Source organism: Nostoc sp. MG11, assembly GCF_014904695.1.
GTDB lineage: Bacteria > Cyanobacteriota > Cyanobacteriia > Cyanobacteriales > Nostocaceae > Komarekiella.
This window is the reverse complement of sequence record NZ_JACXXN010000064.1, coordinates 1-24,563: the sequence shown is the minus strand read 5'-3', so window position 1 is coordinate 24,563 and position 24,563 is coordinate 1. Positions and strand designations below refer to the sequence as shown.

The window sequence follows — 24,563 nt, the reverse complement described above, 5'->3', positions numbered from 1 at the left end:
TGGCTTAAGGTTTTTTACCTTTTCGTACGTCATAGATGTCAAGAATGCTCTAACCTACTTGTCCCACCCTCATGGGACTTTTGCAAGAGGTCTAATGAAAGTTGCAAATGTGGTGAAACCATACTGTTAGGATAGGATACTCATTTTATAGTACAATAGTACTGTAAATGTTGAACTCGTCGAAGGTTCAATTAAAACACACCATAATGCTTCTGGGTAACTCTTCCAGAAGCATTTTTGTTTAATACTTGAACAAGCGTAGATCACAAAGACTTGTCGCAGACATCGCTAATATTATCGAGGTTTAGTTGTAGGTAGAGAGCGAATAAGTTCCCGAATTACATCAGTTGCAGGTCTGCCTGTTTGCTGACAATATTTTTTCAATTCTTTGACTTCGGTAGATGTCAGATTTATAGTCATGCGTTTAACGGCCCATTTCTTGTTCATGCTGTGTCCGGTAAATTGTGAAGAATAGCTAACCAATTTCAACCCCTTTGTCTTGAGGTTTGTGTTGCTTTTGTTGCTGCGGTTGAGATTCTCTGATTAGTTGTTGCTGTTGCTGCTGCCTATTAAATTCAAGTATGCGCTGCTGTTCTTGTTGTGTGAGGTTATTGTGTACTACTTCGTAGTCTGTATTGCCTGGAGCTTTGTATGCCTCAACAGCTAATGCAGGAGTTCCTTTGCTACGTTCAAGGGTTATAGTTGACGCTTTACCCTCTTTCTCGACAGATGCTTTATAAGTTTGTCCTTGGTAGACACGGATAGTTTTATCTGAGTTATGGGAAACAGGTAAATCAACTCCCCTTTGTGCAATTGAGGCGATCGCTTCGAGTGTAGATTTATCTAGTCCATCTTTTTTGAGTGAGGTTGGCTCAGGTTCAGGTTTGGCTTGCTCCTTTGACTGCTCAACGTTACGAGACTTACTTAAGAGATTTTTCAGATCTTCTTGAGCAAGCTTTTGCTCCTGTGGAGTAGGTTGGGTAAAAGACAGCCCTTCTTTTTGAGCCTCTTTCATCATATCTTTGACCATCTTCGCCATTTGGAATGAGGAAATTTTTTGTGGGTCAGGATTAATATTATTAATAATATCAGGAGCAGAGGGACGTGGAGCTACTTGTGTAGACTGGGGTGGTTGATTATCTTTAATTTCAATCATAGTTTTATCCTTTTTAAATGCATCTGATATAGTCTGTATTCCTTCTGGGGACAAAGAGCCAAGGAACTCAGACATTTTTTCATAGTCTTGGAGGGGAGGGAGATTTTGCCCAGAATCAAGCGCCGAGGCAACTCTTAAGAAGTCTTGCCTTAATTGCTCTGGCAAAGCAGGAGAAACTTGAGCTGTAAACGGGGCATTGCTTTCATCTGTGACATAGCTGAGCAAAGGGGTCTTTTGGTCAGAGTGCGAATAAAGACTGTATAAAGGTGAGATTACTCCCTGGATGTTAACTTGTCCTTTAGTAATTACAAAATTTTCACCTTTATATGTTTCGCTAGGTGAAGCATTCTTTTTATAAATTTGGGTTTTATAAGCAGTAAAAATCTTATTAGCAGCAAAGGCAATCTTTTTGTGAGTTTCGTTTTGGAAACTTTCGCGCCTTTCATTTTTAACACTATTATCCTCAGTTACTCTAACTTTAGGATTAATGCTACTGTTTGGTTGATTTACAATAGAATGAGTAAGATTAATATTAATATATTTTTTGTCTTTGATAATTGGCTTAATGCTGCTATTGGGTTCGTTATTAATCACAGGAGATTTATCCTTGATCAAGCTATTTAATTTAGCTTGCGTTCCTTGTGGCTCTAAAGAACCAAGAAAACTTGATAGCTTTTGTGGGTCGTCACGAGGGGGAAGTTGTTGACCCTTATTCAGAGCATCTGCTACCCTGAGAAAGTCTTGCTTTTCAGATGTGAATGAATTCCTAAAGTCGGCAGATAAGCGAATATCAGGCGTGCTAGATTCAAAGCTAAAGTACGCTAGTTGCTCTTTTTGATATCCCAAAGAATTATTTTTATGTAGAGAGTAAGAGCTAACGTCACCCCAATCACGAATTTCTTGCGTTGATTTGACGATTGTAAAACTTTCTGCTCTATAAATACTTTGGCTGTAATCTCCTTGCCTTTGCATCTGCCCGTATTCATCAACAATATTTTTAGCACAATAGGCAATATGTTCATTATTCTGGACAATGGGTTTTGTGTCTAGCCAAGGATCTGGAATAGTTTCGTTAATTCCAGTTTCTCCTAGCTCTGGAGAAAAGTTGTGAGAATTGACATTGATATGAGTTTGGTTATCCTGAGTGTCAAGTTTTAAGGCTTGACCGTTTTTCAAGAAAATTGTTTTTTGGCGGTTGAGCTTGTTAGATTCTTGTAATTCCTTCCACTTTTCTAGGGGCAAGGCTGATTGATTGATTTGGTGATAAGCAGATGGGGCACGAGAAACAATTAAATCATCCACCCCTTTCTCTGTACCAGGGACAGTAATCACACTAACCTTTACACCCTTTTGTTCTAAAAGCTCTCCAGTTTGACTAATCGCTTGGTTGATACTGCGTATAGTTTTGGGGCGTGTGTCATAATCAAAACAGATTTTAATTTCCCGTCCCTCGGTTGCGAAGATGGCAAACTCCTCACGCAATTGCGGAGGAATATCATTCTTCTGTTCATCATGAACGCGGTATCCGGCATTGATTCCAGGCAAACCAATCGCCGCATCTCCTTGGCTTAAGATACTTGCTGCCTTCTTGGCTCCTTCGGTGACAACGACTGGAATATTATGCTTCCAAACAGAGTACCAAAAGCCACTAGTGCGATCGCTATCACTAGGACTAACACCTGCCTTTTGGTAGACTTGATTAGCAATTTCTTCGGTTGGTTCAAGTAAGAAAACAGCTAAAGGTTCCTTGAAAGGATGCTCATACTTAATTTTTTTATCAGGTTTGTTTGGATCAGTTCTAGGTTCGTTGGGTTTACAACATCCCCAAAGCTTGATGTCTGGTTGTTGCCCTGATTCCAATCCGGGAAAAGACCGAGCATCGACCCCACCTTCGCCCCACCATCCCCCTGCATCTAAGTGAGCAAAGGTTTCCAAAGTTTTACGATTGAGTTGACCCGTATTAATTCGTTCTAAGTTGTCACTGTATAAGACATGGCTCCAGGCTTCATTTTCTTGTGCTCCGTGGTCGTAGCGTAATGTTTTGAAGTTTTTAGCGGCAATATCAGGATGGATGTAGCTGTCTTTAACAAGTTCTGTCCAGTGCTTTTCATCTAGATGTTGTGGAGGAGTTACATCAGTATCAAAGATATTCCCGCGGGGTATTTCTTTAGGTGGTGGGTCAGGGAGACTTTGGATTGCCTTTTCTAAGTAATCTGTGTCATCAAAATCAAGATTGTCAATTTGAAGTTGCTCATCAGAGGGTGTTTTTTGCGTTGCTTCTAATTCTGCTTGTTGCCTTAAACGTTCAGCGTAAGCTTCTAGCAAAGGCATTATACCTTTCTGCCAAATAATGCCGATACTTGTGACAGCGCTATGTGTCAAAGTCACGTAAGACGAAACTAGATTTAAAGAACGCTCATCAAACACGATTGTCTAACCATTCGTTTAGTTGAACAACTTTCTTACTACGATATTCTTCAACAGCTTGGTGGAGGAAATTGTACTGTTTTCGAGTAGGATTCAAACCTTTGATGTGAATGAATTGAGTGCTGCTAATAACTCGATTAAAGATAGCGTCTATTTCCACTACATCATCTCTATTTTCAATAAAAACTATATGCTGTAAATCATCCCAGCCAAGAGAGCGTATATACTGAGAAGTGATTAGTTTGCAACATTCATTGCAAAATTCAGTGTAAACAACCCCTGAAGTTTGCTTGAGGACAATATTGACATGAATACCACGCTTTTTAAGTAGAGGTCTATGTTTCGTTTGTGTATAGAAAGTGTTGACAATTTTTAAAGAGCGAGCAGTAATATCTATTAAGTGTCCGTCAAGCCTTTGTTTGGCTTCATCAAGTTGGTAAATAATATCGAAGTTAGCGATCGCTGATTCCTTGATTTGAATATCCACGTCGAACCTCAAAACAGTGCTTTGACATCATCAGCCGATAATGGCTGCACTCCAGCTTCGACAGGCTGCTGAGGAATAGGGAATTTTTTATCTACTTCTCTAATTCGTGCCTCTAAGTCTGATTGTGTTAGTGTTTTTTGAGTACTCCTACGAGCAACTTGATTAATTATCTTTTTCCAATTTTGTTGATTGTAATTATCAATATCTTCTAGAGCTTTAGGAATTTTTACTGTTTTGAGTATGGGGACAGATCCTTCTTTGGAATTAGCGTAAGCCGGGTTGACAAGCACACATTTGCCTGGAGGTAATTTTAAAAACTGTGCTGACTCGAATAACTTCTTGGTTTTTTCCTGTTCGCTAGTAGTCATAGTAGACTTTCCACCTCCACTGGAGCGGCTTTTGTGCTTGTAGCGAATTTCTTCAGAGCCTAGTGACTCAGAGAATAAGTTTGCTGACTCATTTTCGCCAGGGTTAAAAATGAATTTAGTTCCACATGCACCTAATATTGCTCTGGCGATTTCTTTGCCGTAACTCTTCTCAATTTGCCCCATGTTTTGCCAACCCAAGATGCCACAAAACCCCTCACTTCGAGATTCGTTGAGCCACTTAAATAGGTCGGGCAAGTAAATTGAGGGCAGTTCATCCAACGCCACCACTAAGGGGTCTTGCCTTTTCTTAGCAATATTTTTGGCTACAGTCATGTGCAGAATACTAGTCATCAAAGGGCCAACAGCATCTCTGCGCTCTCTGTCCAGTCCGAAGATGATCATCTGCTTGCCTTCAATTTCCAAAGGAAGAGTCGTCTTACCGATGAAGCAGCCGAGAGTGTTTTTGGCAATGAATCGGGTGAACATTAACGATGCTGTGGCAGTGATACCTGCAACTGTTTTTTCACTATTCGCGGAACTAAACAACTGCCCAAAGGCAATCTTAACCCAGGGATTTAAGTTAGCAGCCATCAGTCGCTCGACCATTTTCTCACTAGAGAGAATAGAAGCAGAGGTCAAGATATCAGCATAATCACCAAACTCCTTGGTCAACATTAAGATTGCTTGGGTTAACTGATCTCCTGATGGCCCAAAAAAACCATCTTCATTTGAGTTAGTGAGAATCCGAAAGTTTTTATTAATTACTGTTGCCAACTGTCTGGCTGTTTCAGCATCAGACGAATCTCGCAAGAAATCGAGGGGGTTGCAGACTTCTGATTCAGCAAACCCCGGAGCAAAAACGTGAACGTCGTACCCTAAAGTTCTGGCATATGCTGCAATTTTGGCTTGCGATGGATACTTAAAGTCATAGAGGATCATCGGAAATCCTTGTTCAATTGCTGCAAAAAGCATAGGATTGATGGCACTATAAGTTTTACCGCTTCCCGGCGCACCAATTGCCACTGTTCCTCGCTGTACATCGGGAACGTAAAGAGTAAAGTCTAAGCTACGTTTACCAATCCACAAAGAAGCACTGTCACACTTGGGAGATGCGATTTGTTTAAGTGCTTTCTTCTTAGCAGTGGAAACTTCTTTTTTTCCTCCCCAATAGCTAGTTGCAATTCTTTTATTTTTAGAATTGCCTAGTAGCAGGTTTAAAGCAATGTAGGCGAGAGCTGCTCCTGAGAGTGCCAGTCCAGTAGGGCTAACTAGATGGTGAGTGTACTGCCCAACAGCATCTTGGGGATCTTGTATTTGTTGAATTATCTGCTTGTAAGACATAATTGAGTAATACAATGCTTAAGCATGATTGAAAGGGAAATAATAAGCCGGACTAGGTATAATGGGATGCTGGAAGCTAATCGGATCGCCAAAAATAATTGGGTCTTTCTCGCGATACTTGATAAAAGGAACAGGCCCAATAAAATAAGGCGAACAAGTACGACCAACAAAGGGGATAGTTTTGCAAATCCTGAAAAACATTGCGGTTTGGACAGATCCTTCTGCTTCATTGATTTCCCAAACTACTTGTTTGAAAGCCGTTCCAAAAGGATTTCGCCCGGTAGGTTCTTTTCCTGCGTTAAGCGCTTTTAGAATTCCAAAGCCACCTCTAACTTGTTGAGATTTACCAGATATCCACTGCATACCGGTAGTTGTGCCGGGGCCAGCAGCTTCAAAGTGAGCACAATTAGGTTGCAGACATGGAACGTTGAAACCTTCTTGAAAACTGCCTGAGATGGAACGAGAGCGATTGGCTTCTAAATCTCCTAAAGGTAGGTCTACTTTACCCACAAAGGAAGTATTAACAGATGGGATGCCTGGAAAATTATTCCATCCCAGAGATGATAGTCCCGGAATACCATCAATGCGGCTATCTTGCCAATTCCTAAATTTTTTGAGTGGTGCATCGATAAGTCCAGGAATGGAAGTCAACTGATAATTATCGAGATTAACATTCTTACCAAATGTAGCCTTGCTAAGGCGATAATCTCTGATAACGTCTTTGACTTGCCTATTGCCTCCACTGAAACCTGTTACTTTAGAAACGAGTTGCCTAATAGGTGGTATGGTGCTGACATATTTGTTGCCAAGATTAGGGATAGCAGCGTTCAAATCAGCCAATGTCTGCCATTCAAGGAGTTGAAAGTTAGACAACTGGTATGAACCGAGGTCAAGGTTGCTCACATTGGAGATACCACTAATTGTGAGATCTTCGATTCGGAATTCCGAATCTTCAAAGTCGCCAAGCTCTAAAAATTCGGCTATGCTTTGTCCAGATTGCCAAGCCCTTGTTTCGTTACCTCTGTTGCCTTGGTAAGTAACACTGCCGCTGTCTTGAACAACCATGTCGATGAAACGTATCCTCGACCAATCAGGGATAAATCCTGTACCATCATCAACATAAGGAACTTGCGCTGAGGCTTTGGGTAATATGAAACCGATCGCCTGATTGAGAATTCCATATTTCCAAAAACTATGGACGAATAACCCTCCTAAGAGTCCGGCTAGTATTAGATATCTCAGGAGGTCTTGTTGGTTCTTGGCTTGGGTTGATCTGTCTGATATAGGGTTTGACATCTGGTTGCTCTACGATTGAGATTTGGCTGTACTTAGGTTTTCCGTTAGATGGGGCAACTTGAAAATGGTAAGATTTGCGTTCGCCTCCTGATGCTTCGGTAATGATTGTTAAGTGAGTAGCCCAAGTTTTAGGCAGCCCGGAAACATCGAGTCTTTTGATTCGCCGCAAGTGAATCAGTCCCGCACCAGAGCTTTGACAGTTTTTGTTAATTCCCTCCAAGCAGCCATCAGTGTCAATCAAGATTTGGGAGGGGTCGTCAATCCAGACTCGCTTGACTACCTCGTTGACTTGATAAAATGAAATGCTTACTCCGTGACCATCCCACACATGTATTGTTTGTAGAGTGGCAGTAGCACCACTTACCTGAGACTGTCTGAAAGTGCGGACAACGGGTGCAGCAGATACCGTTAATGGAGTTAGGCTAAAGTAGCCAACGATAAGCCAAGTCCAAGTAGTAGTCCACCAAGCAAACTTTGCATGGTGGCAAGCAGGGGGGGCTGGGGAGGCTCTTGAGGCTCTTGAGGCTCTTGAGGCAAGGGAGGAAAGAGAATTATTTTTCAGCAATTCTTCTCCCCCTGCTCCCCCTGCTCCCCCCGCTCCCCCTGCTCGACCTACATGGCAAAATTGGGTTGGTAAACCAGTAGCGATTTTACCTAGGTTCATGGCAACTCCAAAGTGCGATTGACTATAAATGTCACTTTAGTGTTCTTGGGGACGTACCAGACGTCAGGGCGATCAATGATTTCATCGGTAGATTTCTTGGCACGTTCACTTAAGATTTCGCCTACAGAACCAAAAGCTCCTTCAAGTATTGCGCCTCCCAGATTGCGATTGCCCCCACTGGTGCGAGTGCTTCGGTATTCTCTGTCTCTAATATCTTCGGTGCTATCTGGCTGATTAATGATTTCACCAACTTTGCTCAATCCGCTAACCAGCCCCAGTGTTAAGTCATATTGAGCAATTTCGCCACCCTTATCATTAAAGGGACGAGCAATCAAAGGAGTTCCACCAGCGCCCAAAACTGTAATTGCTCCTTTGCTAATTGGATATTCAGCATCATCCCTAATTATTGAAGTTACTTGAGCTTTGGCGTAACTAGAATCATCTACAGTAATTAACTCAATTGCCAGTAAACTACCTTTCAAGACAGCTATTCTTCCATAGTTATCGCGTAAATCCTGCTCTAATTGAGCCACATAGCGTCTGCTATCGCCGTCTCGATTGTCCTGCCCTTGTCTAATATTAGATGACTGTTCTTTGACAAGTGGTGTAATTAATACTCCATCAGCTAATTGTCCAGTGACGAGATAGCGTACTCTTGCCTCAAAAGTTTCATTATTGACACTAGCGATTTTATTGCCAGTTGGAGTTTTGGTTTTCTGCCAAAGAGGGCGAATCTTTTCTATGCCAGTTGAGGTTGGTTGTTCTGAATTAGTCGAGGGCAAATCTTCAGGTAGATTTTTCTCTGTTGGTATAGTTTTTCTTTTAAGAATAGCTTCATCCTCGTATGCTGGAATCGGTTGTTTATCTGAATTTGCAGCATAAGCTATTTGCCCGAAAGAACCTATACTTCGTAAGCGAGCAAGTTCAGAAAGTGGATCTGCTGCTTGTGTGCGAGTAGGGGTAAGGGTTCTTATTCTCGGCAAACTGCGTTCCCTGGAAAATGCCGGAGGAGGAACGTAAGCTGCTCTTGGCGAAGCGGTTGGCGTGGATGGACGTGAAGCAGATGCGCTCGAAGCTTGACTAATTCTCGGTACTGGGGAAGCAACTGGTGCTTTAGGCTTTGTCGGAGAATTCTTCGGTTTTTGATTTGTCTTACTTAACTTAGCAAGTTCATCTTCTTGGCTAGAAAGAGCTAATTGAGCGTAAACATCGCCGTCTTTGTCTTCTGCTCGAAGCAGTCCTGGATCAAGCTCATTATTTTTTTGCTCAGCAACAGCAGGTTGATTGTTATTAGATGTAGCACGGTTGAAAATTCCATTTAACATCAAGAAGAAAACCAGAAATCCCAAGCCAATAGGGAGTGCAATTAAAACTAGTTTTGACCAAGGAGAAGTAACCGCTGTCTGCTTACTTATTGCCTGCGAAATATCTACATCTGGCTCTGATGTCAAATTTTCTTCTTCTGGTTCATCCAAATTTAAAATTTCATTTACTGAAGAGGATTTATCCTCAGTAACAATTAGATTATTTTCCATTTTTTCGTGAAAGATCTAAATCAACAATTTGTGTAATTTCTAATCCAGAACTTCGAGATGTATAAACTTTAGATGCCAAATCTGTAGGCTGAGACGATGGCAGCAAAGGCGTTATGGCTTCAACAGTAATCCGTTTATTAAAAGGAATTCCTTTGCCAGCATTGTCAGCTCGCGTAAAAGTAATTAAAGTTGCAACGACATCTACTTGCCATTTCCCCTCTCCAATTTGGCGAGGTTCAGAAATAAATCGCGGTACAAAAGATACTTGAGCATTTGCATTAAAGATTTCGCTTGGCGTCATCTGTGCTAGTTTACGTAGAAATGCTGCTCGAAAGTTGGCTTTCTCAGAAAGAGCAAAGGCCGCTTCAAAAGCCTTGGTTGTGACTTTTGTAGTACTTGAAAGTCCTTGAACTTCTACACCAGTATCAGCCTTGGTTGCTACCTCACCTTGCTCATTAGAAGTTTGAACAAGTCCATCCCAGTTGAACATTTTAATAAATGTCTCAGCAATAAATTTTTTAATAACTTCGTTAGAACGTTCATTAGAATTAACTGATTTACCAAAAGCTGTTTCTCCTGATGCTAGTTGTACAAGAGTGGGGGCTTGATTGCTAAATCTTTTAATTGCTCCATAGTTGAGGATTTGGATTAAAAGTGAAATAGTTGCTATTGAGCAACCAGCGATCGCTACTAGTCCTACTTTAGTAGAAGTATACGAGCCATAACTCAACAGCGATTTTTGCGTACTGGCGTCCTTCATTGTTTCAACCCTTGATAGTTCTAGTTGCTCTACTTAATCCTTGAGTCACAGCAAAATTAATAGCGTTATTGGCGAGAGATATATACATATCACTTGCCTTGTTGAGTTGTTGAAGAATTGCAATTCCGCCTCCAGCCGCCAATCCGGTAGCCAGAAATGGCGCAACCAATCCAATAAAAAATAAGAAAAACAAGGGTTGATCTGCTCTCGATTGAGAAATCAATTGTCCAGCAAGTCCGACAATAATGTTGAAGCAGAGTTTGTTGAATCCAACTGTGAAAAACCCAATAAACCAAGTAACTATTGACTTAGCTCCATAAGGAAGTAAAGAACCACCAAGGGCGATTGGCCCAATTAAAGCTGTTACCAATAGTGTTAATTCTAATCCCCACTGATAAGCTCCACTAAGTCCTAAAAGGATAATCGACACGATTGTGATAATTTGAGAGCCAATTATTGCTGAAAATGGAGAGAAAATAACTTGCAATGGGTTTGCCCCTGATTGAATTGCATCAATTGGAGCACTAATAATTCTGTCAATTCTTTGAATTAACCAAGAGAACGGGCCACTGCTACCTATGAAATATTCGGGATATTGAGATTGAAGTCTGTCTTTTGCTGATTTTAAGCAATCGACACTCTCTTGAGGTGTGCGAGAGTCTGTCTGACATTCTTGAATTTCTCTGCCTATTACCGAACGAGCAGATGTTACCCCTACTGCTTTTTCAAATGCAGTTCTCAGTGTTAGCCCTGCCACTGTCGATGACAACACGTAATTATTTACATTGTTTACATAATCCCGCATTCCCAAAGTACTTTTGCCCAATAGTGCGCCGTTATTTGACAGAAAAAGAACTACTATCATCGGCCAAATGAAAGAGGTAAATGCACGCTGTTCCTCCCCTGCTACCATCTGCTTTGTCCATTCCACAATGAAAAATATCAAAGTGGCGATCGCAAATAACTTGCCAACATCGCAGATACTAAAATACAAAGGGCCTGTAATCACCTGTCCCCAAAGCTGATTAAATCCGGTGGCAACGTTTGTTGCCATGTCTGTTGCTTGCTGTACCAGGTCTGCGCCTGCAAAAGCGCCTTGAGCGAATAAATACATAATTATTCAGGAGATTTTTTAATAGAAGGATCTAGTACCGAAATTCCAGTTAATTCAATAGAAAGTGAAGTCAGTCCGATATCCTTGATCCGTTCTTTCTCCTGTTCGCCCAAAGAGTTTTCAGCAATTTGGCTCAGCATTAGATTAGAATGAGCCGTGTCTTGCCTAGCAGGCAGTGTATCAGTACGCTGTTGTGCCAGCATTGATACTATCTGAGCGTTTTGCCCTGCCATGATTCTGAGTATTTCTTGTGATGAATCTACGTACTGTGCCTGATCTGCAAAATCTCTGGCTGACTGGGCTGCTTGTTCAGTGGTTTCAATTTTTTCTTTAGTTTCTGACTGTCCCTGTTTTCCAGTCAGTGCAGATATGGCAGATCTTGTGAGTTCTACCTCTAGTTTTTGAGCGTAACGATTAGCTTCTGATTGAGAGCGACTTTCTCTGAGTCTGGTTCTTAATCTTTGACTACTACCAACTGGATCTGAAGAACCCATATCTCCCTGTTCTTCTTGCATTGAAGCCAAAGCATCTTTTTTAATATTTTCCCAAGCATCATTAATTGCTTGCTGGGCAATCGTATTACCATTTTGATTTTCGGATTGCAGACTAGTTACAATATCGCTCAAGAACTGATTTAAACTCAAAGCCGAACCAGGAGCAGCGATCGCTACACTAGTAATTACAATTGTGATAGTGCCTACAACTATCTTGCTTTTATCTATTTTCATGCTACTTTCTCCAAGCTATTATTAACAGTTTTTCTCAGAACAGAATTCAGGAATCAGGAGTCAGAATTCAGAATTAAATTCTGTACGACTGGCAGATGAATAAATGGGTTTAAGCCAAGAGCTAAATTTTCGATTTAGCGGTCAACAAGAAAGTGGAGGGTCTGAATCCCCCACTTTCTTGTTCTGACTCCTGGATTCTGATTTCTGAATTCTTCAATAACGTTTTTGCTTCTAGCGAAAGTTCTTCGCCGCGAATCATTCTGATATAATCCTGGCTGAATCTAAATAAGCCTAGAATAGGATTGTGTTTGTATTTATTCAAGAACAGCGTACGAAGTTCTTGTTCATCAGGATTATTGGCCACCGCCGCCAACAGGCAATAAGCAGGGTAGTAACGACAGAAAGTGAACTTGCCATTATCATCAAGAAGCCACTGAGAATAAATGCCTTCTTTAGCTGGGTAAAATGACTCCTTGCTGTTTTTACTGATAATCTCATGTGGATATTGAAATCTCTGTATGAACGGAGCGACAGCGGAAGTTTGAATTCTGCCGACTAAGCGAGTTGTGATATTTGCAAATATCTTTGATGCAGCTTTACTCTGAAATATACTTTCTGGTTCTTGGGCCGAAAGTATGACTCTAATCCCAGATTTCGCACCATTAGCGCAAAGCCTACCAATCAAATCAGCAATCGATTCAAATTGAAACAAAATTGGTGCTTCATCCAAGAAAAATATACTAGCTTTAGAAGATAATGCTCTGCGAAGTGCAGCGGCGTAGGCACTTAACGCTAATATAGCTGCGTCGCTTTCACTAGATAAATTACGTAAGGCAAACACCAAAAGTTTAGCATCAGCTCTAAAAGTAGATGGTTTTGAAATCGATTGCCCAATTCGGCTAGCCAACCAAGATTTCAGCCGAATTTCAATCTGCCCTAAAGCTTCTTTCACCTCCTCACTATTACTTGCTAGGGAATCAAGATTGATGTATCCAGCCGTACAAAACTTGCAGAAATCTTTTAATGTTGGAGTATCATCCCACTCTGGAGTTCCTAAGCCGCATTTGATAGATGCTTGATAGCGCAGTCGGATTTGGTCGTCCTTAAAGAATGTCTGCAAAGCTAAAGAAATAATCGATTCAATATTAGACACCATTGAGGGATTTAATTTCCCAGTACTTGTACCACAGATCATTGTCATTAGCACTGATTTTAAAAACTCTTGAAAATCTAATAACCTTTCTTTTTGCAAATCCTCGCTCATTCCCCGAAGATTTGGCAATTCAAATAGATTATTTGACTCTTTAGAGATGTCAAAGTAAGCTCCATCGCTTCCAAGTAGATTTGTATAATCAGTAAAAGTTGAAGTGCCGTCTGGTTTAGGGTAATCTAGAGCGACAACTGGAATATTTTTGGCGATCGCATTGGTTAAAATTCCGGCAACAAGTACAGATTTCCCAGAACGAGTTGCTCCAAGCACAGCCATGTTCTTATGTTGATTGTACAAATCAAGATGAACTGGAGTACCACCTTCGGAGGCAATTAATTCAAACCCGCTTCTATCTCCTGTAGCAGTGCGAATTAATGGCATGATGCCAGGGGCTTCAGAGCTAAAGTAAGTCAATCGACGCTCAAATGGATTTGACAATAAGCGCTCCCATACGAAAGGGCAACATTGAAGCCATACTTTCCAGGCAATTTCTGTTTCTCTACTGACTACGGCTGGACGTAAAAAGCAGTTAGAAATATATCGAGTTGCATCGGCTAATTCTTGTGTAGTATTGCGATGTACTAAGAAAGCTACATCTGTGTTAACAACTGTGCTACCTTTGTACAATGTTTTTTGAGCTTCTACTGATTCTTCTATATTGAGATTTGCTCCAACATCAATGCTATCCTTTTCGACTGACAATTTACTAGACATAATTGATTGTTTGGTCAGCAATTGTAAAGTTGAGCGAGTTATCCCCTGAGACACTTTTGATATTTGACAAAAAATTTCTGTGTCCGAAACTTTCTCTCGACTCATCACATCCCAAAGATATCGCAATTGGCTGTATTCATTTAACCAACCCCCTGGTTTTTCGCTAAAAGTCAAAGCACCGATATATTTGTCTTGAATTTTTACCCACTGTCTATCAAAGAAGGGAATTGAATTCTCATTCTCCAATATATGATGCTTGATATGAAAATCACTAGTTTGATGTTCTATCAATTCTTGGTCGTTTAGTTTCAGGGGATTAGGAATAGATGTTTGTTCTGTGCTATTAAACTGTCGCCAGACAACGCTCCAAATTTCTTCTGCACTTAAAGCTTTAGCATTCAGCCCCATTTTATTGCTAATTATTTGCTCCCAATAGCTAAATCCTTCCACAAAAGAATTTATCAAAATATTTTCAATTCTTTTATTATTAATTTGATGAATTTCCCCGGTAAATCCGTGCCAGGCTGTTAAGAGTTTTTTAATTATGACTTCCGCAAAATCTGATGCACTTTCATCATCGCTTGTCACAGTAAAAGTACACCAAATTCGGAGAAACTTATTTTTGCGAATCCCTTTCTCTGTTAGTTCCTTAACTCGAAGTCTTTCGCTGCCTACAAGTAATTGTATTTGCTCTATCTCACAATTGTTTTGTACCCTTTTAAGTTCAGATTGCCTTTCAAAATCATTGGTGAATGAGCCAAAGTGAATTGTTATAAGTTCTCTGTCGGGGATTTCCTTGAGTCCTCCTTCTATAGCGTCAAATATTGGCATGATTTGTTCACTCATCATGCTAGGGTGAATCCCTATACAATCAAAGCAATATTTAATTTGAATATCCTCCCCTTTTTTAAGAATTAATGCTCCAATTCCATCTCTGCCACGTAAGCTAATATCACAAATACCTGCTAGATTTATGATGTCTTCAAGAGGAGTTAACCTTTTAGCAAAAGCAATCTGCTTGGAATCTAAAGGTTTATTTCCTATTTTCTCTTTTGGTTTTTTAAGTTTAGAGGTTTTTTTCATCAGAACCTCTTTTTTCTTGCTGAGTCAATGGTAAAAAACGCATATATCCTCTACTGATCCGGGGGACTCCAATAAATTTACTAATAAAATTTTTGTTAGAAGATACTATCCACCAAGTAGAACAGCCCCAACCAAAAGCCATTGAAGTTGCTAACCATCCAGCGCCTAAAATATAGTAAAAAATTAGTACTGATACAATCAGGATTCCTATCCAAGGAAAGAATTGATCTGTAGGGATTGGGCCTATGCTCGGTTTCTTGCCCAAGCTCCTGTTTACGGTTCGGAATTTTTTCTCTTCTGGCATGAGCGTTGAAAAGGATTTGCACGAAGCTGAGCTTTTGGATTGCAACTACTAGGAATAGGAATGCAGAGGGAGCGGCTAATCCTCTGCTCCCATACTCTCAAAAAGGCATCAGGTAATCACTGTAGTTAATACATCAGCAATAAAAACACCTAGAAGAACCATCATTGGCATTTTGGCGGCGGACTGCCAATCGTCTCCATCTCTTGCAGCTTTCACTAGTACGACTATCGAAACACCTATATATACTAAGAAAAACATTCTTAAGGTGTTGAAAATTGCCGTCACCATTGCTGCTGTATCAGCGTTGTTTGCGCCTGCAAAACCTGTATTCTTAATCCAGTTTTCTGCTTCTAGGAAGAACTGAGCACTTGCTGGTTGCGCCATGTAATCCAGAACAAACACAGTACTTAAAAGTCCGAGCATCATCAAATAAGGATTGACACCCCATCTTTTCTCAATCTTGTCAATTTTAGTCAACAAAGCCTTTGCTTGATTTGGGAAGATCACAACTAAAGCTCCTGCTATTATCACAGCCCCCAAAAGAGTGCCGTGAACAGACATCTGAGCAATCATTGATGCTCCCGCCAGCAGCATCAAAACTATAGTCCCATTTTCATCTGCTGTTCTGCTGGCAGGTCTACCCATAGTGGAACAACCACCCTCTATTCCGACTCTTTCGTATGTACGCATAGTTAATTTGCAACTTCTAGGTTATACGACAATAGACTTCTCAATTTAAGAAAGCATGTGAAAAGAAGCATATTTATGCTTCTTGTTCCTCCTTTTTACTTAACCGAACGATATTAAGTTCTACGACCAGTATGCTTCTAGGACGCTAGAAAAAAAACGTACAAAAGTTTGTAATTTTGCATCTAAGGGGTCAAGCAAAAATAAGTTGGTCAGGCTTGGCACGCGCCGCCTCCATCAGAGATTGTGAATGAATTGATAAATATAAGCCTGATCAACTTATGAGAGTGGGGGTGTTAACTGTATGTTGTCCCCTCGATTAATCAACTTGATTGAAAACTGCCTGATTTTTAAAAGGGCAATGCGTCAAAAAAGTCCACTGGATTAAAGTATTTTCACTTCTATACCTTCAGCATCACGTTACGGTTTTTAGGTATTTAGTTGATTAATCCAGCAAATAGCCTCAAAATAAACAGAGCATTAAGACTGGTGCTACAAAATGCTGACTCTCAAGTTAACCGTCCACACCAACCCTATCCAGGAATGCACTATAGATCAAATCCCCTACAACATTGGTAGTGATACCGACAATGACCTGGTAATTAATGATTTATCCGTAGATAGCTTCCATGCCAGAATTATTTGTCAGCAAGACCAATATTTGTTAGTTGACTTGGGCAGCAGCAGTGGTACGCGTATAGGCAACATTCAAATACAGCCATCAAAACCACAATTACTTGTTGATGAAAGCTTAGTGCAAATCGGCGTTGTTATCCTTGAGGTCAGATTCACCCAAATACACAATTCCCGAACTCTAATCTTTGCACCCGCAGCCAAAACTGAACTACTTACTGGAACGCCACCTCTTCATTCAACTCAACAAAGCTTGAGGCTAGATGCTGTTCAATTACATAAATCTACTAGCCCGCTATTTGGAACAACCTTGCTTAGCGACATTTCCTTGTCGATCTTGCCTAAAGAATTTGTCGTGATTGCTGGGGTGAGTGGGGGTGGCAAATCCACACTAATGGATGCACTCAACGGACAACGCCACGCCACCAGTGGGAAGGTTCTGATCAACGGAGTCAACCTCTACCGCCATTTCAATACTTTCAAGAAGAGTATTGGTTACGTTCCCCAAGATGATATCGTTCATTCCGAGTTGACGGTAGCAGAGGCACTCAACTACGTTGCTCAGTTGCGCCTACCTAATGCCACCTTACAGCAAAGACAGCAACGCCTACAGGAAGTTCTTGAACAACTTCAACTTACTCAAAGAAAACATGTCCCGATCCAGCGGCTCAGTGGTGGGCAGCGCAAACGGGTAAGCATTGGAGTGGAGTTAATCACTAAGCCTGGATTATTCTTTTTAGACGAGGCTACTTCTGGATTAGACCCCGGCACTGAACTCCAGATTATGAATTTGTTACGTCAACTCGCAAATGATGGTAGCACTATCATACTCATCACCCATGCCACCAAAAATGTAGCAATCGCCGATCTAGTTGTATTTCTGGCAAAGGGCGGCAGACTTGCCTACTTTGGACACCCTAAATTGGCATTTGATTACTTTAAAGTCTTAGATTTCGATGCCATTTATGACAAAGTAGAGCGTCAACTTTCGCCACAGCAATGGCAGGAGCGTTTCAAAGTTTCCGCTTTTTATGCCAAGTACATTACTAATCGCCATTCGACCATCCCCAATGTTAAAATCCCACCTGTGCCAGTCAAACCAAGCTTTTGGCAACAGTGGGGGGTGTTGTGCGAGCGCAATTTGGCTATTCTGCTCAAAAATCGGATGAGTTTGGCATTGATGTTAGCTGGAGCGCCAATTCTCGGTTCGCTGAACTTCGCTTTGTGGAAGTCTGATTTATTCAGTACCGAAACTGGAAATGCGAATCAAGCTATCACAATGCTATTCGTTGCGGTGATTATGGCGGTGATGGCAGGCTCATTAGCTACAATGCCAGAAATTGCTAAGGAGACTGCTATTTATCGCCGCGAACGCAGCGCTGGGCTTGGAGTCTTGCCATATCTGGCTTCTAAGCTTCAATTGGCATTTCTGTTAGCACTGTATCAGTCAGCTGTGCTTTCGATTTGTACTGCTGCTGCTGTCTCTATCCCCGTTGATAAGGGCACTTTTGCCCTAATGTACATTACTTTGTTCTTAGCGTCTTTTGGTAGCATGGTCTTGGGTTTGCTAGCTAGTGCGATCGCCCCGTCTCAAAGTGTCGCTCCACTGCTAACAATCCTGGTGCTGGTTCCACAGGTAATTTTTGGTGGTGGAATTCTGCCTGCCAGTGAATTTAAAGATGCTGGTAAATTAATTAACTATGTAATGCTCACCAAATACCCTTTTGAGTCGCTGGTATCTCTGAGCGCCTTTGGTGCAGATGTGGCTCTAGACCCCTGCTGGACAAAAACTCAACGTCAGCGTAAAGCACTTAATGAACGAGAGACTACTGTGTGTGATTGTTACGGCAAGAATGTTTTCCAACAATGCAAATTTCCTGGGCTACTTAAGGTACAGCGAGATGATTCTTACCCTGTCAACGTGGCGAAAGCTCGTTTGCTGATTGAGGGCGTTCACAAAAATTATGGTGAGATGTTCAATGTTAACGTGATTGAATCTTGGGTAAAAATGTTATTGGTAATTGGGGGCATCACGACGCTCTTGCTTCTTGCTCAAGTAGCAAAAGGTTGATAGTTGATTTGGGCTTATTCTAGAAATACCTTCTTCAGCGCATGAGTAAAATAGCGACCAATGCTTGATTATTGGACGGCGAGTGCTGCATTTTTCCTAGTAATGTTCGGAATCCAGGAGTGGGTGCTGCAATTTCACCTGGGTTATCTCGGCCGCTATTGGGCAATGATGAGCGCCGCTAGCTTATTCCTTGGCTTTCTGCTCTCTGGGTTGGTTTGTGTGCCACTAATAATTAACCTCAGAGTAGATCCATTCACTTTCCCAGGTAATGTTATTCTTTGTGCCATCGCTGCTATCTTCTTTGGTGCGTTTCTTACCCTGGGGCAATGGTTGATACTGCGGCAGACTGATCTGACACCGAGGATTTTTGCGCTCATTAATGCAGTAGTTGGAATCCTAATTTTCTTTCTACTGGTGTGGTTCAATGAGCCTAGTTTGGAGTTGAGTGGTGGGCCCATTGCAGGTTGGAAAACTGCCCTCATCTTTTTAGCTGGTGGTGTAGTTACCGGAGCAGCCACAGGCAAGGCTTTGGATTTCTACTGTAAACGGGTCGAGCAGCGGCTAATCTCTATTGAGAGGGAAAGAGTAGAGAAAGAAACCCAACACAGAGAGAGGCTTAAGAAAGAACGGTTAGAGAGAGAAAAGCTAGAACAAGAAATCCTAGAAGCAGAAATGGCGGAAAAGAAAAGGATACAGAGAGAGGCGGCACTGGAAGAAGAACGAAAATGGTATGAGGAACATGGTGATGAGGATTATGAATCTTATGAGGATGAGGAGGATTACAAAGATGAAGATGAGAAAGAATAACCTTTTTAATTATGAGCGATCAAATTTTTAACTACGACAATTTTAAGAAAATGGCCGATCTATGGCTTGACAGAAATAAACGCCAGCAAGCACAAGATTTTTTTCAACCTTTGAGTGAAAAAATCTTGTCTTCTGCATTATCTCTAACTTGATATTCTTTTAGAAAGAACTCTTAACCCAGGCAAAAGCTCCATATACCATTTCACGATATGCCTGATACAAATGATTGGTCTCTAATTCTTTCCCCCTGCTCCCTGCTCCCTGCTGCCTATTTGTATCAATTTTAAAGTGAAATGGTATTACTACCCTCATAGTAAAGGTATCGCCGTAGTTGATAGTACTTTTTTTGCGTTTATAATGGCGATTTCATCACAGTTAGGGCACTTAATTTTAGTCAGAACCACTAAATAGAATTATTCCAGCTTTCTCCGAATTTCTTTAGCTTTGGCTTCTAATACAGACAGTAAATCTCTTAATTGTTCCTGCTTAACATTTTCAACCTTAGTTGCCGAGACATCTCGAATTAGAGAACTTATCTGGCGAGTTGTTTTGCCTTTTTTTTCAGAATCATATTCAGCAATAATTTCAGCAACTAGTGAACGAGTTTGAGTCACTGTTAGCTTTTCTTGCAAAACTTGAAACGTAGCGCTTTCTCGAATCTTTTTTGCATTAAATTCCTCGTTTTTTAAGTTTTTGGAGTTTAGCTTTTGAAGGGAGCGAGCATGGTTAGCACCAAGTCCTAATTCTCGAATGGCAATTTTTAAGTCTTCTGAAAGCCGTAAGCAAGGAAAGACATTTGCATCTATTGATGCTGGATTTTGTTGAAAACGTAGTAATAAAAGAAAGATACTTTGCTCAGTTTCGTCTAGGTCAAATTGTTTGATGCCTTCTAACTGTTCTTTTCTAGTTATACTAACCAGTCCGGTTAATTGAGGCAAAAGTTTTTTTGAATTTAATCTGGCTATTACTCTTCTGACAGCCCTAACCACTTCTTCCTGTTCAATGTCAAGAGCTAACTTAACTTGTTGAATTAAACCTTCAGCTAAATCTAGCTCGTTTAAGCTTTCTCGATGAAGGCAAGTTAATAAGGTACGCGCATGTAATTCATCTTCTGAAAGTTCTTTTGGAAGTATTACTGCATCCAGTACTTCAATTTCTGGTTGTAAATATTCTGTAACTGCTCTCCATCTCCGTTCTCCGTCAAAGATAAGATTACCTGGCAGTAAGATAATTGGCTCTTGTTGCCCCTCCTCTCTAATTGAAACAGCTATGCTGCGAATGCTATCTGATGTAAACGTTTGTCTTGCCTGCCTGGGATTAGGTCTAACTTGACTGTAGTGGACTTGAAAAATACCAGATTCTTTTAAATGTTCTCGCAAGTCTTCAATAGTTTGATTGAGGCGACTACGTTCTTCTTCAGCCAGTCTTCCATGTAACTGTTCATTTTTTAACCTCGTAATTTCTGCTTGTAAATCTTCTACTCGTTCTTCAAGCTCAAATATCTGCTGTGAACCAGCGGCTCCGGTAAACATTCCAAGCACACTTGGTTGGTTAGATTTTGTCATTTATTGACCTCTTATTACCTTAAGTTCTTGAACTAGTGCGTCAACAATGGGCAAAAAATCTCCTCTAGCCTCTTTGCCGGGTCTGTAAATTCCTAAAGGTAAACCTCTTCCAGAAGCATTAAGAATATCTGCTGACTCTCGAATCGGGCTAAAGTACTGAATTCCTAGGTTTTTACAAACTAAAGGAAGTTCCTCAACAATACTTCTATGCGCTCCCCAATCACTTTTCCAACGAGTGGGAACTATACCTAAGATTTTTGGAATCGGTTTCAATCTCAGTCGCTTGCAGTTGTAGTAGTACCACTCAATCATGGCAGCAGCGCTTTGAGAAGCTTTGTATTCAGGTTGAATTGGAATTAATACGTGGCTAGAAGCTGCAAGAGCAGTAAGTGGTAAAGGCTCTAATGTTGCAGGGCAATCAATAATTACAAAATCGTGAGATAAGGGGTAATCACTTAGCCGATCTGCAAGAATATAAGCTCCACGTAAATCTTTTGAGATTTCTCGAATTGTTTCGTGCAGATCTTTTCCACCTTTACAAACCTGAATTCTATCAATCTTCCCTTGCCAGGCTGTAACTAAAGGCCAGTTGCCCTTAAAGCCTGGGTCATAAACATTAGCCATCGTCCCTAGTGCTTTAACTTCTCCTAACCCACAAAATAATGTCAATGATTCGTTAGGATCGATGTCTAGTAGTGCAACTGAGTAGCCACGAACACCTAGCTCATAAGCAAGATTGTATGAAATAGTACTTTTAGCTACTCCTCCCGCGTTTGTTTCAATTGAAAGCGTTAAATTAGCTGGCATGATTGTTTCTCGTTCTTAAATAATCACATTCCACACTCTCAGTCCTGAGATAACGTTATATCAGTTTTGTCCAAGGAATTTTGAGATAATGTTATATCAGTTTTCTCAAATTTACTTGCTTAGTTTAGTGAAAGTGTGTGCCGGAATCGTAGTTTCCTTAAAAAGATTAGTAAAGCCTATACAAGATGGATTTATTTGACCAACATTTCACTCAAGTAATCGAAACGGAAGCGCCACTTGCTGCTCGAATGCGTCCGCGAACACTCGATGAATTCGTTGGTCAAGACCATATTATTGGACAGGGACGCCTGCTGCGTCGTGCTATTAGTTTAGATCAACTGTCTTCATTAATTTTTTACGGCCCACCTGGTACAGGCAAGACTACTCTTGCGCGTGTTATTGCCAATACCACTCGCGCTCATTTTATTGCTATCAACGCTGTACTTTCGGGAGTAAAAGAAATCCGAGCGGCGATTGAAACGGCTCAACAACAACGCAAGTTCCATAACCAACGGACTATCCTTTTTGTTGATGAAGTTCACCGTTTTAACAAGTCCCAACAAGATGCATTATTGCCTTGGGTAGAAAATGGTACTGTCATTTTAATCGGTGCTACTACAGAAAATCCTTACTTTGAAGTAAATAAAGCACTTGTCAGTCGTTCACGCATTTTCCAGCTAAAGCAATTAAAGAATGAAGACTTGTATCGTATTGCTGAGCAAACACTGACTGATTCTGAACGTGGTTATGGCAAGCTGACAATACAGATTGAAACAGAGGCTTTGGCTCACCTGGTCAATGTTGCTAATGGTGATGCTCGCTCACTGCTTAATGCTTTAGAGTTAGCAATAGAAACGACACCAGTAGATACCACAGGTGTGATTCATATTCCACTAGCAGTGGCAGAAGAATCAATTCAGCAACGTGCTGTTTTATATGATAAAGAAGGTGATGCCCACTTTGATGCTATTAGTGCCTTTATTAAAAGCTTACGTGGCTCTGACCCAGATGCAGCATTGTACTGGCTAGCAAAAATGGTTTATGCAGGTGAAGACCCGCGCTTCATCTTCCGCCGAATGTTGATTCTCGCTAGCGAGGATGTGGGACTGGCTGACCCTCAAGCAATTGTACTTGTCAACGCTTGTGCTCAAACGTTTGACCGTGTGGGGATGCCGGAGGGGCGTTATCACTTAGCGCAAGCAGCACTCTATTTAGCAACTGCACCAAAATCAAACAGCGTCATGGGCTTTTTTGATGCTTTGGCTACGATTGAGCAAGAACGAGAGGCGGAAGTTCCTAATCACTTGAAAGATGCCAGTCGTGATCAAAAAGGTTTTGGACATGGAGCAGGCTATCTTTATCCTCATGCTTATCGCGATCATTGGATAGAACAGCAATATCTCCCTGCTAGCTTACAAGGGCAAGTATTTTATCAACCATCAGCACAAGGTTTTGAGGAGAAAGTTAGTACGCAGGTTGCACGCCAACGTGAAGCTCAACTTGCTGCTTTTGTAGAAGGCATAGGTGTTGCTCCCTTGGAAACGCTAACTTATGGAACTACCGACCAAGCTAGTGAGCGTTGGTTACAACGCACACTTTCTCAAGTAGGCACACAGTTAACTGCGGTACGCGAACACACTTTCGCCTTAGCCCAACTACAGCGTCATCATCTAGTACTAGACTTAAATGCAGGGAGTGGTCTACTTACCTGGGAAGCAGTACGTCAAGTTCCAGAGGGTGGAGTTTATGCTTGTGTCCGCACTCGCTCTAATGCTGATGCTTTACTCGAACAAGCAGCAACACTCAGAGAACTAATGCGTCCAATGGTTCTAACTGCATCAATAACTGAACTACCTGCTGTGTTGGCTGCTCAGGCAACGCATGTACAATTTGACTGTATTATTGGACGCAATGCACTACTGTCTGAACCTAATAAAGCGAGTGTTGCTCAAGTTTTAGCTAAATTACTGCCTCTGTCAGGAAAGCTTGTACTAGCAGAGACAGTGCCGCGTCAGACACAAAGACTTTACCGTTTACTTGAATCGCAAAGACTGGATACAAAATTGTACGAACGGTTGATAATAGCGGAAGAGTCTATCTACGCCAACCAGTCAGATCAAATGCTCAACTGGGATGCTGATGATTTACGGAGCGCCTTTGAGGCCGCGGGTTTGGTGGTAAAAGTGCTTCTTGAGAAAAATTTAACACAAATGCACATTACGCCAGCATTTCTCAATCGTTTGTTTACTGCTGGTACTAATCGACCCAGTTACGTAGACCATCTGAGTATCAATCTAACATTAGAGGAAGTACAAGCTCTAAAAGAATTATTCACTCGCTACTTGCTCAATCAAACTGTTAGCTGGGAAAGCACTATTGCTTTTGTTCAGGCTGGTTCCCCAGTAGAATCGAGTCAATATCATCTCAAACAAAGGTAGTAGCACTCACAAATAAGGTTGAAGGAATTTACCAATAAACACACCCAAGTTCACTCTTTTTTATACAAGCAATGTTTGACAATATTTGTCATATCAATCATGCTGATTTCATCTCATAACTGTATGACTGTATTAGCTGTGATTGTCTTTAATTTTTATGAATACTCCCTTGCCTTTAGAGCCTCCCCAAAACGCCTTAGAAGCCCTTTTAAAATTGCGGGATTATTACGCACCGATAGTTGAAGAGTATGAAAAGATATATAGGCAAGCTAAAGATAGTCTCACTCATGTTGAAGCTTTGCTGTCTAATTGGTCTTCCTCCTTGGAGGTAGCCTATGAAAAATCTACCGCTGCTGAAGAAGAAAATT

Annotated in this window: 19 protein-coding genes and 1 pseudogene; 5 read left to right on the top strand and 15 right to left on the bottom strand. The window is 41.1% G+C overall.

The window, feature by feature from the left end:
* Nucleotides 1-294: 294 nt before the first annotated feature.
* From HCR01_RS33850 to HCR01_RS33790, 13 genes are all read right to left on the bottom strand, one after another.
* The gene (locus HCR01_RS33850; RefSeq protein WP_193200322.1) at nucleotides 295-447 is read right to left on the bottom strand and encodes a CopG family transcriptional regulator; all 153 of its coding nucleotides are present in this window, start codon (nucleotides 445-447) and stop codon (nucleotides 295-297) included.
* Between the two features lie 28 nt (nucleotides 448-475).
* Complete coding sequence (locus tag HCR01_RS33845) at nucleotides 476-3,583, bottom strand: DUF3854 domain-containing protein (protein ID WP_320073237.1); 3,108 nt, start codon at nucleotides 3,581-3,583, stop codon at nucleotides 476-478.
* On the bottom strand, nucleotides 3,576-4,070 hold the full coding sequence (locus HCR01_RS33840; RefSeq protein WP_193200320.1) for a hypothetical protein: 495 nt from the start codon (nucleotides 4,068-4,070) through the stop codon (nucleotides 3,576-3,578). Before HCR01_RS33840 ends, HCR01_RS33845 begins: the two co-directional genes overlap by 8 nt.
* 8 nt (nucleotides 4,071-4,078) lie before the next feature.
* The gene (locus HCR01_RS33835; protein WP_193200319.1) at nucleotides 4,079-5,779 is read right to left on the bottom strand and encodes a type IV secretory system conjugative DNA transfer family protein; all 1,701 of its coding nucleotides are present in this window, start codon (nucleotides 5,777-5,779) and stop codon (nucleotides 4,079-4,081) included.
* A gap of 18 nt (nucleotides 5,780-5,797) precedes the next feature.
* Nucleotides 5,798-7,075 carry a hypothetical protein gene (locus HCR01_RS33830; protein WP_193200318.1) on the bottom strand — a complete coding sequence of 426 codons (1,278 nt, stop codon included), beginning with the start codon at nucleotides 7,073-7,075 and terminating at the stop codon, nucleotides 5,798-5,800.
* Nucleotides 6,972-7,739 carry a hypothetical protein gene (locus HCR01_RS33825; protein WP_193200317.1) on the bottom strand — a complete coding sequence of 256 codons (768 nt, stop codon included), beginning with the start codon at nucleotides 7,737-7,739 and terminating at the stop codon, nucleotides 6,972-6,974. The genes HCR01_RS33830 and HCR01_RS33825 overlap by 104 nt, the downstream gene beginning before the upstream one ends.
* Nucleotides 7,736-9,274, bottom strand: a complete 1,539-nt coding sequence (locus HCR01_RS33820; protein WP_193200316.1) for a TrbI/VirB10 family protein — start codon at nucleotides 9,272-9,274, stop codon at nucleotides 7,736-7,738. Before HCR01_RS33820 ends, HCR01_RS33825 begins: the two co-directional genes overlap by 4 nt.
* The gene (locus HCR01_RS33815) at nucleotides 9,264-10,034 is read right to left on the bottom strand and encodes a hypothetical protein (RefSeq protein ID WP_193200315.1); all 771 of its coding nucleotides are present in this window, start codon (nucleotides 10,032-10,034) and stop codon (nucleotides 9,264-9,266) included. The genes HCR01_RS33820 and HCR01_RS33815 overlap by 11 nt, the downstream gene beginning before the upstream one ends.
* A 4-nt stretch (nucleotides 10,035-10,038) precedes the next feature.
* Nucleotides 10,039-11,148: a hypothetical protein gene (locus tag HCR01_RS33810; RefSeq protein WP_193200314.1), complete on the bottom strand. Its 1,110-nt coding sequence runs from the start codon at nucleotides 11,146-11,148 to the stop codon at nucleotides 10,039-10,041.
* A gap of 2 nt (nucleotides 11,149-11,150) precedes the next feature.
* The gene (locus HCR01_RS33805) at nucleotides 11,151-11,876 is read right to left on the bottom strand and encodes a hypothetical protein (RefSeq protein ID WP_193200313.1); all 726 of its coding nucleotides are present in this window, start codon (nucleotides 11,874-11,876) and stop codon (nucleotides 11,151-11,153) included.
* Nucleotides 11,877-11,997: 121 nt separating this feature from the next.
* Complete coding sequence (locus HCR01_RS33800; protein ID WP_193200312.1) at nucleotides 11,998-14,883, bottom strand: hypothetical protein; 2,886 nt, start codon at nucleotides 14,881-14,883, stop codon at nucleotides 11,998-12,000.
* The gene (locus tag HCR01_RS33795) at nucleotides 14,867-15,187 is read right to left on the bottom strand and encodes a hypothetical protein (protein ID WP_193200311.1); all 321 of its coding nucleotides are present in this window, start codon (nucleotides 15,185-15,187) and stop codon (nucleotides 14,867-14,869) included. Before HCR01_RS33795 ends, HCR01_RS33800 begins: the two co-directional genes overlap by 17 nt.
* Before the next feature lie 108 nt (nucleotides 15,188-15,295).
* Nucleotides 15,296-15,877, bottom strand: coding sequence for a hypothetical protein (locus HCR01_RS33790; RefSeq protein WP_193200310.1), 582 nt, complete (start codon nucleotides 15,875-15,877; stop codon nucleotides 15,296-15,298).
* 496 nt (nucleotides 15,878-16,373) lie between these two features.
* Here HCR01_RS33790 and HCR01_RS33785 point away from each other — a divergent pair, with 496 nt between their 5' ends.
* The 3 genes from HCR01_RS33785 to HCR01_RS39440 are packed head-to-tail and all read left to right on the top strand — an operon-like array spanning nucleotide 16,374 to nucleotide 19,537.
* Nucleotides 16,374-18,578 (top strand): ABC transporter ATP-binding protein/permease, encoded by a 2,205-nt coding sequence (locus HCR01_RS33785; RefSeq protein ID WP_193200309.1) that lies wholly within the window; start codon nucleotides 16,374-16,376, stop codon nucleotides 18,576-18,578.
* A gap of 60 nt (nucleotides 18,579-18,638) precedes the next feature.
* On the top strand, nucleotides 18,639-19,385 hold the full coding sequence (locus HCR01_RS33780; protein WP_193200308.1) for a hypothetical protein: 747 nt from the start codon (nucleotides 18,639-18,641) through the stop codon (nucleotides 19,383-19,385).
* 11 nt (nucleotides 19,386-19,396) lie between these two features.
* A complete protein-coding gene (locus HCR01_RS39440) occupies nucleotides 19,397-19,537 on the top strand; it encodes a hypothetical protein (protein ID WP_226889900.1) in 141 nt (46 codons plus the stop codon).
* 261 nt (nucleotides 19,538-19,798) lie between these two features.
* On the opposite strand, the gene HCR01_RS33775 is transcribed toward HCR01_RS39440, so the two are convergent.
* Together HCR01_RS33775 and HCR01_RS33770 are read right to left on the bottom strand one after the other, a co-directional pair.
* Nucleotides 19,799-20,950 carry a ParB/RepB/Spo0J family partition protein gene (locus HCR01_RS33775; protein ID WP_193200307.1) on the bottom strand — a complete coding sequence of 384 codons (1,152 nt, stop codon included), beginning with the start codon at nucleotides 20,948-20,950 and terminating at the stop codon, nucleotides 19,799-19,801.
* Nucleotides 20,951-21,757 carry a ParA family protein gene (locus tag HCR01_RS33770; RefSeq protein WP_193200306.1) on the bottom strand — a complete coding sequence of 269 codons (807 nt, stop codon included), beginning with the start codon at nucleotides 21,755-21,757 and terminating at the stop codon, nucleotides 20,951-20,953.
* A 185-nt stretch (nucleotides 21,758-21,942) separates the two neighbouring features.
* Between HCR01_RS33770 and HCR01_RS33765 the strand changes: the two genes are divergently transcribed.
* Nucleotides 21,943-24,195, top strand: coding sequence for an AAA family ATPase (locus HCR01_RS33765; protein ID WP_193200305.1), 2,253 nt, complete (start codon nucleotides 21,943-21,945; stop codon nucleotides 24,193-24,195).
* A gap of 157 nt (nucleotides 24,196-24,352) precedes the next feature.
* Nucleotides 24,353-24,563, top strand: a pseudogene (locus tag HCR01_RS33760) (hypothetical protein); the annotation flags it as partial.